Below are 14746 nucleotides of genomic sequence, written 5' to 3'. Positions count from 1 at the left end.
TATGAACAAGACACTCTCAATAGGACTCGCAGGTTTTTCTTTTACCATAGAAGAACACGCATTTATAAAGCTCAGCGATTATCTGAATGCTCTGAGAAGCTCTTTGGACGCTTCTGAAGCTGATGAGGTAATGCATGACATAGAAATCAGAATGGTTGAAATCTTCAGAGATACTTTAGGAAAACGTGAAGTAATCAACGATGCTGATGTAGAAAAAGTAATAGCACAGATCGGTTCGCCTGAAAAAATCGAAGAACAGGAAGAAGCCTATTATTCTGAAAAAAGTACAAAAACTAAAACTTCAGGAACAAGCTACAGCGATAAGAAACAACTGTTCCGTGATCCTGAAAACCAGAAAATTGCCGGAGTTTGTGCTGGTTTAGCTGCTTATTTCGGAATGGAAATCAGCTGGATGAGACTGATCTGGGTAGGAACACTTTTATTTCTGATTGTTGCGCCGGGATCTTCTTTACTAGTTATTATCCTATATTTCATTCTTTGGGCAGTTTTACCAAAAGCAGAAACGGCTTCCGATTTTTTGAAAATGAAGGGAAAGCCTCTGAATTTTGACAACTTAAAGGAAGAGTCAAGTAAAATTGTACAGTTTGCAAATGAAACGACAACAAGAGCAGGAGAAATCTTCATAGAAAATAAACCTTATGTAAAAAATGCAGGTAGCGGAGTATGGAATGTCATTAAATACATCATCGGAATCTTCTTTGCCATCATGGCAGTAAGCAGCATCATCGGGGTATTTGTATTGTTTGGCATGTTTGGGGTTGAATCTAACTTTCCTGGAGCTAATGAAATGAGATTTTATTTTGACAACGACGGATTGTATAATGTTTTAGCAGCCATCATCATCATCGGATCTTTGATTCCAGCTATACTTTTCAGTTTAGTAAGCATCAAAATTTTCTCACCAAAAACAAAACTGAGAAATATCGGTTGGGTTTTAGGAGCTTTATTCTTAACAGTAATCGGTCTTGGAACATACTTCGGACTGAGCATGGCAAAAAGAGAAATGCTTTTCAAAGGTCATAAGGAAGATACTGAAGAAATTGCGATCAATACTGCATCAGACAGCATTTATGTAGATGTAAAACAAGTTGCAATTCCACAAAACTTTGTAGGCTACGATAATGATATTTATTCTGATAAAATATCGGTTTATGAAGAAGATTATATTTACGTGGAAGTAACAAGAAAAGAAAACATCAAAGCTCCTTATCTTGTTATTAAAAAAGAAGCTAAAGGCTACAATGTTCCGCTTAATGTAAACGTTCCTGTAGAAATCGTGAACAACAAGGTTATGCTTCCAAATTACATTAAATATCCTTACGATCACAGATTCAGAGATTATCATATCGATTATGAACTTGTAATCCCTCAAAATATGATCGTGATCCCGGTAAAAGACCGTGGAATTGATTTCAACGGAGATCTTGATAATAACGGAATCAACGATGATGATGAAAATAACGATGACAACAATGGAGATGATAATACTTTACAGATTGAAAAGAATAAAATCTCTATAAATGGCTCAACCATCGAGTACAGTTCGGACGATAAAGACAGCGTTATCATCAACGGAGTGAAAGTTCCTCAGAATGCTGCCAAGAAAAAGATTGATTCTATAAAAAACATTATTAAACAGAGCGAAAACGAAATAAAAAACATTAAGATAAAAGACGGTGAAAACGAAATTTCTATTAAAACTAAATAATTAACTTCAGAGAGTGGCAGAAGGTGTGAGTGGAAAGACAACCGTTTGAAATTCACACTCTTCTTCTCTCAAAGAAATATAAAGAAATTTCAATAGAAAGTGTTTTATATCATAAAATCTTTGTATATTCGTATATCCAAATTCTATTAAAAACAAACACAAAAAAATTTAAACCATGGTACAAGTAGTTTTAGAAATCGCTGTAAAAATCGTAGATTTAATCAGCCGTTTATTTTAAGAGCGACAATATTTCAATATATTTGTAAAGTATAACCAAGATTTGGTTATACTTTTTTTGTTTAAAATTAAAATTCATGAGGAAACTGATCGGTAAATTGATGCTAAAATTATTGGGTTGGAAAGTCGTTTTACAGGGCGATGTCAACAATCTTAACCGATGTATTCTGGTTGTAGCACCGCATACTCACAATATGGAATATCTTTTGGGAAATTTAGCCTATTGGTCTTTAAAAAAACCTTTAAAAATCATCATCAAAGATGCTCATACCAAAGCTTGGTATGGTTCTGCAGTAAAAGGTTTAGGTGGAATTGGGATCGACAGAAGCCAGAAAAATGACCTCGTGAATTTTGTTGCAAAAGAATTTGAAAAAGACGATTTCAGCTTGGTAATCACTCCTGAAGGAACAAGAAGCTGGGTGCCGAAATGGAGAAAAGGATTCTACCACATGGCTTTGGCAGCGAAAGTTCCAATCGTTCTGGCGGCGGGAGATTTCAAAAGAAAAATTGTGTATTTAGGATATCAGATTCCTTACGAAAGATTAGTAACTGCAACTTTTGCAGAAATTATGCAGGAAATTCAGGATTACTATGTGAAAAATGATATTGTTCCGAAAATCCCAGCCAACTGGAACCCTAATCTGATGGGAAATGATTCGGACGCTAGAAGCTAGAAGCTAGAAGCTAGAAGCTAGAAGCTAGAAGCTAGAAGCTAGAAGCAAAATTACTTTTTACTTTTTAAATATATTATTTATTAAACATTACTCACTACTCATAAAATGTACACTGAAGGTAAAACAAAAGAAGAAATTCTGAAATTCATCAACCACTGGGGAGAAGAAACTTTTGCCAAAACACTTGGTATCAATTTCATCGATATTGATCTTGAAAATGAAACGCTTACTGCAACAATGCCTGTTTCACCAAAAATCCATCAGCCTTTCGCAATTATGCATGGCGGTGCAAGCTGTGTTTTAGCAGAAACAATGGGCTCAAGCCTGTCTAATATTTTCATCGACGGAAGCAAATATTTTGGTGTAGGAACCAACATTAATTCCAATCATTTAAGAAGCAAAAAAGACGGAATTGTAACTGCGGTTGCAAGGTTCATCCGAAAAGGAAAGACCATGCACGTTTCTGAAATTGAAATTCGTGATGAGAAAGGGCAACTCATCAATCATACTACGATGACCAATAATATTATCAACCGATAAGATTTTCAACAAAAATACAGAAGACTCAAAATTTTGAGTCTTTTTTTATTTCCTGCTGCAACCTTTTTATTTTTTTTCATCTTAATATAAAGAAACCCCTAAATTTATAGATATGAAAAAACATTTACTATTTTTATTATGTTTCATCTTATTGATTTCGACTTCATGTCGTGATCATAATGATGAAAATATTGAGAGCAAAAACCAGATTAATTTTCAGTTAATCGGAAAAGGAAATTTTATGGCAACTTATGCTACCCCACAAAATACAGTTATTACAAACTCTACCCAATGGAATAATTTTCTAAATCAAATTGACGGCCCAAACAATCATCCTTCTTCCGGTTTTACGGAAACCAATATCGATTTTAATCAGTTTATGGTGATTCTTGTCGTTGATGAAGTTTATCCAAACGGCGGACATTCAGTTGATATTATGACGATTGATGAAAATCCGCAAAATATTGAAGTTGATGTAGAAAAATTGCTTCAGGGAGATGTTACAACTGTTGTCACGCAACCTTATCATATTGTGAAAATTCCTAAAATTGCAAAGCCGGTTTTATTTAACTAAAATCTATGATAACTCTTTATATTTTTTCATCTTATATAAAGAACTCCTAACTTTATAGATTATGAAAAAACATTTATTCCTGCTACTATGTTTCGTCTTTTTAATCATCACTTCTTGTAATGATCATCATGACAACACAGAAAGCAAAAACCTGTTCACCTCTCAGCTGATTGGTAAAGGCATTATCACGGCAAACTATGTGGTTCAGCAAAATACAGTGATGACCAATTCTGCACAATGGAATCAGTTTTTAAATCAAATCGATACTCCGACTCATCAGACTTCTGCAAGTTTTACCCAAACCTACATCGATTTTAATGAGTTTATGGCAATTGTTGTGGTTGATGAAGTATATCCGAACGGTGGTCATTCTATCGATATTATAGCTGTTGAAGAACATCCTCAATATATTAATGTTGATATAGAAAAATTACTTCAGGGTAATGCTACTTCTGTTATTACGCAACCTTATCACATTGTAAAAATTCCTAAAACAATAAAACCTATATTATTTAATTAAGATCAGCTGCAACGTTTTTATAATTCTGCATCTTATAATAAAAAAACAGCCATGAAAAATTTAATTTTACCATTTGTTTTGTTGTTGACGTTAGTATTTTCTTGTAGGGAAAGTGATGTTGATGAAGGGCTTGAGAAAACGGCTTCTTATGACGTTTATATATCAGGTAAGGACAATGGAGATTTGTGTTACTGGAAAAATAATGTAAAACATTCATTAAATTATAACTTATCTCCAGAGGAAGCTCCAACAAAATTATTTGTAGACAATAACGATGTCTATGTGAAAGGCAGATACGGTTTTTGGAAAAATGGAAATTATACAACTTATAGACAAGCTTCCAATTCTCCCAGCCAATTTGCATTAGATATTTTCGATTTTCATGTAAACAATGGAGAAATTTATTTTGTAGGCTACACATGGTCTAATATATCATCAAGCACTCCAGCAGAATTCTGTTATTGGAAAAACGGGTCAAAAAACATTTTGTTTACAAGTACGACAGCGCATAATGATTTTGCTACAATTACCGTATTCAATTCCGATGTATATATTGGTGCAAACAAAGATATAGGTAATGTAATAACTGGAGGATACTTTAAAAACTCTGTTTTTTATCCACTATCAAATGCTACAAGCTTTCCTCAGCATACCTTTGTCGTATCAAATGACAATCAAGTTTATTTTAGTTCCATTTTCTTTTATAAAAATTTGATTACAGGTATAGAAACTCCAATTACACCTACAACATATACCAGAAATTATAAACCGGCTTTAGATTTAAACGATGTTTACATAAATGGAGGGATGGATTCTTACTATAAAAATTCCACTTATATATATACAGCAAATTTATCAAAGCCAATAATTGTAGATTTAAAGGTAAAAGATGAAAACATCTATATGATTAGAATGGATCCGAACAATATAGAATATAAAGTTTATATTAATAATATAGAGACTCAAAGTATTCAGAACTTAAATTTTAACTCTAGTTTTAATAATATTACCGTAGTAAAACTTTAAAATGTCTCAAACAAAACTCAACTGGCAAAAAATCTATCTCGACCATTCCCCGAAACTTTTGGGGATTTGTCGCAGATATATCGCAGATCTACCAACTGCGGAAGACATTGTGCAGGATAGCTTTATCACAGCAATGCAGAAAAACTACCAGTTGAAAGATGAAAAAGCAGTTTTTGGATGGCTTAAAAAAATTGTAGTCAATAATGCTTTACAGGTTATTCGAAAAACGACCAAGGATACATTTATTACCACAGAAACATCAGAAATCCCGGATATATATACCGAAATGAATACAGCAGCTTTTGACGAGAAGAAGAATATTTTAGCATACGATTTTACGCAGGAAGAACTGCTGAAATCCATCGATAATCTGGCTCCACATCACAAATCGGTTTTCAATTTATATTACCTCGAAAATTATTCTCATGCAGAGATTTCAGGGATCTTGGAAATCCCGGTTAATACTTCAAAATCTCATCTGATGAGAGCGAAGAAATCGGTTCAGAATTATTTGCTCACACATTTTGTCAATAAAGAAAGTTCAAAAAATAAAACGGCACAGCTCTTAATTTTCTTAGGTTTTGGTGGATTATTGTGGGCACAAACCTTTCAGAGTAAATTTTCAGATTTCACAGTTTCTCCTTCCCAAAATTTTGAAATTCCGTCAGATATTATGGTGAATAACATTACGTTTTCATCTGCTCATCATCATTGGAAGCAAAAAGCCATTATCGCATGTGCATTTTTTATCATTATTGTTGGAAGTATATTCTTTTTTAATCCTAAAAAAAATTGGGGCGCTATAAATCATTCGGATTCCCAAAATTTAAACTTGACGGAGAAAATTGCAGATAATCATCAAAGCAATATCAAGAATAAAAATGCGGTCAAAAAAAGCTTGGAAAGTAATCAGACCGAAGAAAAATCAGACAAAAAATTCAGCATAGATTTAAGCAAAGAAAAACAACCAAATAAAACAAAAAACTTAGTATCTTCAAAAATTATAAATAAAAAAGATTCTGCTAAAACTACGGCACATAAAGTAATTGTCGTAAAGAAGATCATTCAGAGAGACACCATTTATATCGAAAGATAAACTGACTAAACCATGCTTTTAAGAAAAATAATTTTACTTTTTTCTGCCATCGTATTTATCCAAACCTTTGCGCAACGCAAAAAAACAGATACGGTATATGTTTATGAAAAAGTGATTGTTTATGACACGATCTATATCGAAAAAGCCATCAAAATAAAACTTGCACATCTCACTTTTTCACCTCTACAGATTCAGCATCAGGAGATTCTTTCAAATAGCAAGATCATCAATAAAGAGGATCTTGAAGAACAGATAAAAAAAACTTCAAACACAGGCTTTAAATATGGAATTCAGGCCGGAATTGGTTTAAAAAATGCTAATTGGGCAGAAAATTTATCTGGTAAAAAACAGCAGTTTGGGCAAAATCTGGGTATCTGGATTTCAAAAAGCATTATCAATCCCAATTTTTCGCTCATGCTTTCTGCAAATGTTTTTCACTGGAATTCTACATTCGATCTTGATGCCAATCGGGAAGAGACTTTTCTGAACGGATTTTATTTTACTGAAAACTCTAAACCTTTACTTTTTCAGAGATTCAACAATAAACATTATGAATATGTTGTACAGCTAAAAGCAATCTACGAATGGAAAAACTTTCGTCCGTTCGCAGGTTTTCTAATCAATAAAAATAGGTACAAAATGCAGTTTTTAGTTCCTGAGAATAACATTTTGAATAAGTTGGATGATTTTAAAAGTGATCAGATCAATCTTGGTTTTTCATTTGGGCTGCAATATCGAATTTTCAGCCGTTTTCTGATCGATCTCGAATATCAACACTATAAAATCAGGAATCTTTCGTTAAAAAACAGTTCATTTGATTTTGACATTTTTAAGACTAATAATACCTTTGCTGAAAGAAAAATCAGTTTAGGAATTTCTTATTTCATTTCTAAATAATGATGCTCTTAAATTTTCAAAATTATGATCTATTTCAAATTTCCTTTTGACGAAAAACTCTATTCTACAGACGAAAATCAGAATACACATTCAATTACTTTTCACTCTTTTAATAATGATGAGAAAATTAATATTTCAGGAAATATTGTTGAAAAAGATCAGTCAGAATTTGATAATTTAAGGATCAACTCACAAATCCTACCGGAAGACAGAACACAGTTTACTGCAGAAAATAAAGAAGAATATCTGCAAAAATTGGAAGAAGTTATTGAAATTATTAAAGAAAGTAATCTTCCGAAGTTAGTTCTTTCCAGAAGAAAAATCTATATTGATTTTAAAGAAATAGATCTGAAAAGCAGCTTCAATAATCTGTGTAAAAGTTATCCGAATGCATTCAAGTATTTGTTTTATAAGGGAGAAACTTCGTGGATGGGAGCTTTTTCTGAAGTTTTAGGGAAATTCAACAAGTTAACCCATGAGTTTGAAGCGATGAGTCTTGCAGGAACAATTCCTGTTGCCGAAGAATGGACGAAGAAAGAAATTGAAGAGCAGAAACCTGTTTCTACATACATCAGAAATATTTTAGAAAAATACAGTAATTCCAATTCAATTCAGGAGTCTGAAACGTATGACCATATTTCAGGAAATATCAAGCATTTACGCACCGATTTTAAAATAAAAATCAATCCTGAAAATTTAGACCATTTAATAAAAGATCTTCATCCCACCCCTGCAGTTTGCGGAATTCCCAAGGATTTTTGTAAAAAGATTATTGAAAAAGCGGAAAAATTCCCTCGTGAATTGTATGCCGGATTCATCAAGATTGAGACCCAGGATTACATACAATATTTTGTGAATCTGCGTTGTGCAAGATTATATAAAAATTCTGTTCATCTGTTTGTCGGAGGTGGAATTACCGCTCAAAGCAACCCTGAAAAAGAATGGAGAGAGACGGAGCTGAAATCTGAGGCGGTGCTGAAGAATTTGGTTATAAATCATTCCTAAATTTAGATGAAATTTAAAGTAATATAACTTACAAAAAAACCTCTTCCAAAATGAAAGAGGTTTTATTTTTATACTGATAAAGAATTACTTCTTTACGCCAATCTTACTCCACGTATTCAGGATGAAAAGGAGACCTATACCCAGCAATCCGCAAGCGATTGAAATTAAAAACTTCATATTGTCTTCAGAGGTAAGATCTGCCCCTAAATTTCTGCTTAAGGCATAACCATTAATGGCAATAATCACGATAAACACGATCAAAAATACTTTATAAAACTTCTGCATGATCTAAAAATTAATATAATTTGACACAAGTTGTGCAAAATTTGCGGTAAATAATTTAATTGAAATTGCAAGGAGAATAATTCCGAAAACTTTCTGAAGAATTGCCAAAGACGCCTCCCCCATTTTCTTCTCGATCCACTTCGCCGATTTCAGCACCAAATATACGAAAATTGTATTGAGAATGATGCCACAAATAATGTTAATATCATGAAACTCCGCTCTTAAAGACAAGGTTGTCGTTAAAGTTCCTGCTCCTGCAACCAAAGGAAACGCAATCGGAACGATGGAAGCAGATTTGGCTTCGGTGGTTTTATTGATCTCAATTCCTAAAATCATTTCGAGAGCGATGATAAAAATAACGAAAGCTCCCGCAATCGCAAAAGAATTCACATCTACCCCGATGAATTTCAAGATTTTATTTCCTACAAAAAGAAATACGATCATGATCAATCCTGCCGTAATTGAAGCTCTTCCCGCTTCAATCTGTCCGAATTTCTGCTGAAGGCTTACCACAATAGGAACCGATCCGATGATATCGATCACTGCAAAAAGTACCATAAAGCTGGTAATAACCTCCTTTATAGAAAAGCTGTCAAATATTTCCATTTCTACGATTATTAATTTCGCAAAAATATAAATAAAAAATGATTATTTACTAATTAAAGAATATAATTTAACAATATCTTTTAGCAGATCGTTAATAGAGTCTTCTGAAGTAAGCGGAGAATATTTCTCAATCTGAATTTTCTGCAGAAGCTCCTGATAACTTTCAGCAACAGATCTTCCGTTATGACGTTCAAGAAAAACTTTAAAATCTTCTTTAGAGCTTTGGAAATACTGGCTTCTCACTTCCTGATCCATCTCTTCAAATGTTTCGAAAAACTTTTGGTAATCTCCCGAAATTTTAAGATTTTCCAGATAAGCAAAATAATCGGTAATATCAGTTTTTAAACTTTCTCTAATCTCCTGTTCTGTTTCCGCAACAGATCCTAAAGGTTTCGAAGTTGGCTTTTCTTTAATTATATCTCGGTTTTTTTGCCAATTTCTAAACACCAGATAGGCTAAAAACAGCACAATTAAAATAGATATGTTCACCAAAAGCACATTCCAGTTGAACTTACTTTTTTCTTTAACCTTGAATGAAGTTGTTTTTAAAACAGGGCTATCAACGGTTTCAAGCAAAGTATTGGTGTAGTCATTTACTTTTTCTACGGTAGATCTTGCTTCAAGAACCTCATCATGAGAAAAGGAGGTAAGATCTAATTTTTCCTGTCCCAGATTTACATACTCTTTTGCTGCCGGATTGAAATAAGCAAAAGGTTCTGTTTTAACAATAAGATCACCCGCTTTTTTAGGAATCAGAATATACTTTGCCAAAACTTCTCCCTTCAATCCTGTAAGTCCCGGGCTGAGTCGGGTTGTAATTTTTGGTGCAAAAACATCATAATCGGGTGACTCTTCAATTTTAGGAAGATTAAGGTCTGCAAGATTTCCTTCTCCCGAAACTTTTACCGTTACATTAACCGGTTTTTTAACCTCAACTTTTTCTTTTGATGAATGAAAGACATCCACTTTAAAATTACCCACCGCATTTTTAAAACTTTCCGGTGAGCCTTCAGGAAGCTTTTTTACATTAAGCTTTACTTTATTGGAAGCTATTTTACTTTTATTTGAAAAAGTATTGACAGACGCAGAAACTGCAGGAACTTCAACGTAGCCTGCTTCATTCGGGAATACCATAAATACAGCCAAAATCTGCGATGCCATATTCCCATAGCCAGACGGATCTATTTCTGATCTTTTTAAATTAACTGGATGTACATTGATATTTTCCTGTTCAGGAAGCTTGATGTTCTTTACTTTTCTGAAATTGTCGATGTTTTTGGAATAAACTCTGAGAACTGCTACTGTAGGCTGATCCTGATACACTTCACGATCGTCGATTTCCATATTGAGGTAAACATCATTAGAAACATTGGCAATCGGTTTCTTTTCAATATCTCTGATGAAAATATCGAAAGGTTCGGTCTTATAGATTTTATTATTAACCGTCACTAAAACGGAACCAATGCGGATTTTGCCTTTCTGTTTGGGTTCAAGCGCAATTCTGGTGACATATTCGTCGATTGCAGTATTGGTTTCAGCGTCTCTTACCCCCTGATTAAAAGATCCGCTGCCGATCATATTAAATTTAGATAAATCCGGCAGCATCAGTTTACTTTGCTGAACAAGGTTGTCTCCGTTTAATTCTAGGGTGATCGTAAGATTTACGACTTCTCTTCCACTATAGTCCGTTTTATCCGGCTTCATGGTAAGTTTTACCTGTCCGTAAGAAATTACAGATAAAAAGGTAAATATTGCGTAAATAATTCTTTGTGTCATCACCAATCTTTCTCGTTGCTTTGCGGCTTTGAAGAAGATTTTTCGTCTAAAATTCTTCTGGCAGTTTTTCTTTCTCTACCGTTTATCGTATCAAGGATTGCTTTTTCTAATTCCTTAGGAAGCTGCTTTCCTTTACTACCATTACCTTTGGGTTTAGAATCTTCTCCTTTATCCTGTTGCGGACCATTTCCCTGTTCATTTTTCTGATTCTTGGAGTTTCCTTCCTCTCCCTTCTTTTTATCTTCGCCACCTCCGTTTTTACCGGATTTGTTCTCCTGTTCCTGTTTTTTGTTTCTCTGTATTTCCTTCAGCCTCAACTTTGCAATTTCATAATTTTTCCTTGTTGCTTCTTTGTAAGGATCCTGTTTTAGAGACTGCTTGTAATAATCTGCTGCTTTTTCGGGCTGATTCATCTGCATCATCGTATTTCCCAGGTTGTGAAGCGCCGCTGCTTTGTCTGGTAAAGTCTGAGAAAATTTTTCTGCTTTGGCATACTCTTCTTTCGCTTCCTGATACATTTTCTTTTTATACAAAGCGTTTCCTAAATTATAATGTGCCGTAAAATCACCAGAGTTTGATTTTATAGCTTCCATATATTTTGAGGAAGCACCATCATAGTCATTAGCATCAAATTTTTTATTGCCTTCGTAGACCAAAGTCTTATAACTTTCCTGCCCAAATAATATACCTGAGAACGAAAAAGCAAATATTAACGCTAAAAATACAATTTTAGTATTCATCACTTGCAAAATTATCCCTTTATATGTTAATAAACAGCGTATTATTTGTTAAAATTGGGTTAAAGTATTGTCCCTGCAAAACTCAGCATCACTTGGGTCTTTTTAAACATTAAAATCTCTTTTAGGATTAAAAAGATAAATAATGACGAATAAAAATATTGAAACTGCCAAAAAATACTGGTAATAATGATTTGCATTTTGAGTCTTTACGGTTGTACTGGTGTTTGCAGCTTTTTTGTTGAGCTCATCTGCAATTCTTTTCGGAGCATCATTCATATTGTTGCCATCAATATAGTTCCCACCGGTAGATTGTGCCATTTTTCTTAAGGCTTCCGTTTGTCTTTTTGAAATAACGGTTTCACCATTATTATCAAATTTATACCCCTGTAATTGCCCATATAGATAAACAGGAATCGGGGCTCCTTCATCTGAACCAACACCAACCGAAGTAATAGTTATTCCTTCCTTATTAGCGAGTCGGATGGCTGCATTGTCATTTCCTTCATTATCTTCTCCGTCACTTATCAAAACTACTTTTCTGGCTCCTTTATTTATATTTTTAAATTTAGCTACCGCACTCTCCATAGCCTGCAGAAAATCTGTCCCCTGAATGGTAATATCTTTGGTCTGCAAATCTGAAATATAATTTTCCACACTTCCATAATCCGTTGTCAATGACATTACTGAGACTGCTTCCCCTGCAAAAACTACGATTCCGATCTTGTCGTTTTTAAGTTCATGAATGGTATTAATGATCAGATTTTTTGCCTGGGTAAGTCGATCGGGATCAATATCTTCCGCATTCATCGAGTTCGAAACATCCATCATGAAAATTACATTATTCATTTTCTGATTGGTTTCTATTCTTTCAGAACCGCTCAAAAGATCAATAATAGAAAAGATTAAAAATAATATAGCAAGAAAATAAAGTACAGGAAAAATCTTCAAAAACCCGGAGTTTTTTTCAAACAAAACTTCATGAAATTTTGGATCTGCAAACAGCTCTCTCTTTCTTTTTTTCCATCGTAAAAAATTGATCAGAAAAAAAGATAAAAGCGGCAGAAGCAGCAATAATAACAAATACCAATTGTTCCCTAAATACCAGTTCATCAGCTTAAAAATTTATAAAATACCCAACGTAAAATGGCATCAAAGACCAACATTCCTAAAGCAATCCAGAGAAAAATCTTGAAATACTCTTCATAATTATAATTTCGGGAAACCCGAATATCTGTTTTCTCCAATTTATTAATATCGGAATAAATTTCATCAAGCTTATTTTCAGAATCGGCTCTGTAGTAAATTCCGCCTGTAGTCTGCGTAATTTCACGCAGCATATCTTCATCGATAGAAACAGGCTGTTCACGGTAATAATATCCGAATTCATCATAATCATAAGGCATTAAAGCATATCCGTTTGTCCCGATCCCGACACAATAGACTTTAATATTATTCTCTTTGGCTAAAACTGCAGCAAGCTGTGGCGGAAAGAGTCCGCTTATCCTTGTATTTTGTCCGTCAGTCATCAGAATAACAATTTTACTTTTTGCCTTACTTTTCATTAAATGATTTACCGCAACTGCCAAACCGTCTCCTACAGAAGTTCCGTCGGTCATTTCACGCTGATTCATGTTTTCGATCTCATATTTTACGGCATCATGATCAAAAGTCAGCGGAACTTTCAGGAAGGCTTCTAATTTATAATTAACAAGACCAAATCGGTCATTCGGACGCTTATTGATAAAATCAACAGCAATTTTTTTCAGAACGGCGTATCGATCGGGATCAAAATCTTTAGAAAACATACTCAACGAAACATCTACAGCCAGCATAATATCAATTCCTTTCGACTCATCTCTGTCCTGAGAAACCGAAAAAGTTCTCGGTCTCGCCATAGCAATGATTAACGCAGAAAGAATAATATATTTTGAGATTTTCAGCAGGAAAAGTACGGGCAGAATTCCACTATTACCATCCATATTGCTGGTCGTAGGAACTTTAATTCCTTTTCTTTTTTTCTGACTAAAATCCCTGAATAGAAGCGGAATAAACACCAAGAACAGCAGAAAAAACCACGGACTGTAAAACTCGAAATTAAACATCTTTTCTCAGGTTTTCAAATTCAATATCCTCGGATGATCTTTTTACAAAATCCCGTATTTCTGTAAAATCTTTTTCCATTAGATCTTTATCTGGGAAAGTCTTGGCAAATTTTACCAGATCACCTCTTAAAAATACATCTTCCACAATTTTTTCGTTGTCTTGTGAGATGGTATTATTTTCTTTCATTAAAGCAACCAAATCATCCGTCAATAAAACATCTGCAGGAATTCTGTATTGTTTGGTAATAAACTTTCTCGAAATATCGATCAGCTCAACATAAAACGCCCGGTAATTTCCTTCTTCAATATATTTTTTCTTTTTTAAAGAATCTAATTCTTTCAAAGTCTGATTGGTCGTTACAACAGGCGAGCTTTTCTTCTTTTTTCCGTATTTCACAAACATGACGATTACAAAAATCAAAGCGATAACGGCTAAAGCCGTAAAAACATACCATTTATAAAGTTCCCAGTAATCTATTGCTTCCAGATCAACTTCTTTATTTTTCATAATATCGTTGATCTGATCTTCTTTGGTTGCTGTATTGACAACTTCAATCTCGTAAGGAATTGTTTTTAAAAGTTTTTCTCCGACTTTAAATTCAAGTTCGGGAATTTTAAAAGTTCCTTCTTCGTAAACTGCAAATTCTATACGCCGTTCATAAGTATTGGCGTTAATACCGATACTGTCTTTGATTTCTTCAAAATGAAAAGGCAACAACTCATCTTTCGGAGCCGTGATAACTGCCCGACTTCTGAGATTTTCGATCTTAATTACCAAATGATCTGTTTCTCCCAATGCAAGCGTTTTCTTCTCGAGATTTGAAGAAAGCAGCTGTGAAAATGCATTTACACAGATAAAAAATAAGAGTAAAAAGAATATCTTTTTCAATTTCAATTCTAAATTTTGGCTAAAGCCTATTTTCTGTTTTATAATTTAAA

16 protein-coding genes are annotated in these 14746 nt (G+C 33.7%); 9 read left to right on the top strand and 7 right to left on the bottom strand.

Translation table 11 applies throughout. From position 1 onward, the window contains the following. Position 1 precedes the first annotated feature (1 nt). The 9 genes from BM371_RS11135 to BM371_RS11095 all read left to right on the top strand — a co-directional run bounded on the left by BM371_RS11135 (position 2) and on the right by BM371_RS11095 (position 8298). Positions 2-1729, top strand: a complete 1728-nt coding sequence (locus BM371_RS11135) for a PspC domain-containing protein (RefSeq protein ID WP_034674269.1) — start codon at positions 2-4, stop codon at positions 1727-1729. Positions 1730-2043: 314 nt separating this feature from the next. Next, on the top strand, positions 2044-2640 hold the full coding sequence (locus BM371_RS11130; RefSeq protein WP_034674267.1) for a 1-acyl-sn-glycerol-3-phosphate acyltransferase: 597 nt from the start codon (positions 2044-2046) through the stop codon (positions 2638-2640). A 105-nt stretch (positions 2641-2745) separates the two neighbouring features. Beyond that, entirely contained in the window at positions 2746-3180 is a 435-nt protein-coding gene (locus BM371_RS11125) for a PaaI family thioesterase (protein ID WP_034674264.1), read from the top strand. A 112-nt stretch (positions 3181-3292) separates the two neighbouring features. Further along, a complete protein-coding gene (locus BM371_RS11120) occupies positions 3293-3754 on the top strand; it encodes a protease complex subunit PrcB family protein (RefSeq protein WP_034674262.1) in 462 nt (153 codons plus the stop codon). Positions 3755-3815: 61 nt separating this feature from the next. Next, a complete protein-coding gene (locus BM371_RS11115; protein ID WP_034674260.1) occupies positions 3816-4274 on the top strand; it encodes a protease complex subunit PrcB family protein in 459 nt (152 codons plus the stop codon). 51 nt (positions 4275-4325) lie between these two features. Continuing rightward, positions 4326-5300 (top strand): hypothetical protein, encoded by a 975-nt coding sequence (locus tag BM371_RS11110; RefSeq protein WP_034674259.1) that lies wholly within the window; start codon positions 4326-4328, stop codon positions 5298-5300. A 1-nt stretch (position 5301) separates the two neighbouring features. Next, complete coding sequence (locus tag BM371_RS11105) at positions 5302-6396, top strand: RNA polymerase sigma factor (RefSeq protein WP_034674258.1); 1095 nt, start codon at positions 5302-5304, stop codon at positions 6394-6396. 12 nt (positions 6397-6408) lie between these two features. Next, positions 6409-7293 carry a hypothetical protein gene (locus BM371_RS11100; protein ID WP_034674256.1) on the top strand — a complete coding sequence of 295 codons (885 nt, stop codon included), beginning with the start codon at positions 6409-6411 and terminating at the stop codon, positions 7291-7293. A 24-nt stretch (positions 7294-7317) separates the two neighbouring features. Further along, a complete protein-coding gene (locus BM371_RS11095; RefSeq protein WP_034674253.1) occupies positions 7318-8298 on the top strand; it encodes a chorismate-binding protein in 981 nt (326 codons plus the stop codon). Between the two features lie 84 nt (positions 8299-8382). On the opposite strand, the gene BM371_RS11090 is transcribed toward BM371_RS11095, so the two are convergent. The 7 genes from BM371_RS11090 to BM371_RS11060 form a co-directional block, all read right to left on the bottom strand. Next, positions 8383-8583, bottom strand: a complete 201-nt coding sequence (locus tag BM371_RS11090) for a hypothetical protein (RefSeq protein ID WP_034674250.1) — start codon at positions 8581-8583, stop codon at positions 8383-8385. Between the two features lie 3 nt (positions 8584-8586). Beyond that, positions 8587-9189 (bottom strand): MarC family protein, encoded by a 603-nt coding sequence (locus BM371_RS11085; RefSeq protein WP_034674248.1) that lies wholly within the window; start codon positions 9187-9189, stop codon positions 8587-8589. 42 nt (positions 9190-9231) lie between these two features. Continuing rightward, positions 9232-10965 carry a BatD family protein gene (locus tag BM371_RS11080; RefSeq protein ID WP_034674244.1) on the bottom strand — a complete coding sequence of 578 codons (1734 nt, stop codon included), beginning with the start codon at positions 10963-10965 and terminating at the stop codon, positions 9232-9234. Further along, positions 10965-11705 (bottom strand): tetratricopeptide repeat protein, encoded by a 741-nt coding sequence (locus BM371_RS11075; RefSeq protein WP_034674242.1) that lies wholly within the window; start codon positions 11703-11705, stop codon positions 10965-10967. Before BM371_RS11075 ends, BM371_RS11080 begins: the two co-directional genes overlap by 1 nt. A 102-nt stretch (positions 11706-11807) precedes the next feature. Next, a complete protein-coding gene (locus BM371_RS11070) occupies positions 11808-12815 on the bottom strand; it encodes a vWA domain-containing protein (protein ID WP_034674240.1) in 1008 nt (335 codons plus the stop codon). After that, entirely contained in the window at positions 12815-13807 is a 993-nt protein-coding gene (locus BM371_RS11065) for a vWA domain-containing protein (protein ID WP_034674238.1), read from the bottom strand. Before BM371_RS11065 ends, BM371_RS11070 begins: the two co-directional genes overlap by 1 nt. Further along, on the bottom strand, positions 13800-14702 hold the full coding sequence (locus BM371_RS11060; protein ID WP_034674236.1) for a BatD family protein: 903 nt from the start codon (positions 14700-14702) through the stop codon (positions 13800-13802). Before BM371_RS11060 ends, BM371_RS11065 begins: the two co-directional genes overlap by 8 nt. Positions 14703-14746 lie beyond the last annotated feature (44 nt).

The sequence above is a fragment of the Chryseobacterium formosense genome, assembly GCF_900116415.1.
In the GTDB taxonomy this organism is placed as follows: Bacteria; Bacteroidota; Bacteroidia; order Flavobacteriales; family Weeksellaceae; genus Chryseobacterium; species Chryseobacterium formosense.
This window is presented reverse-complemented; position numbering and strand designations above follow the sequence as displayed.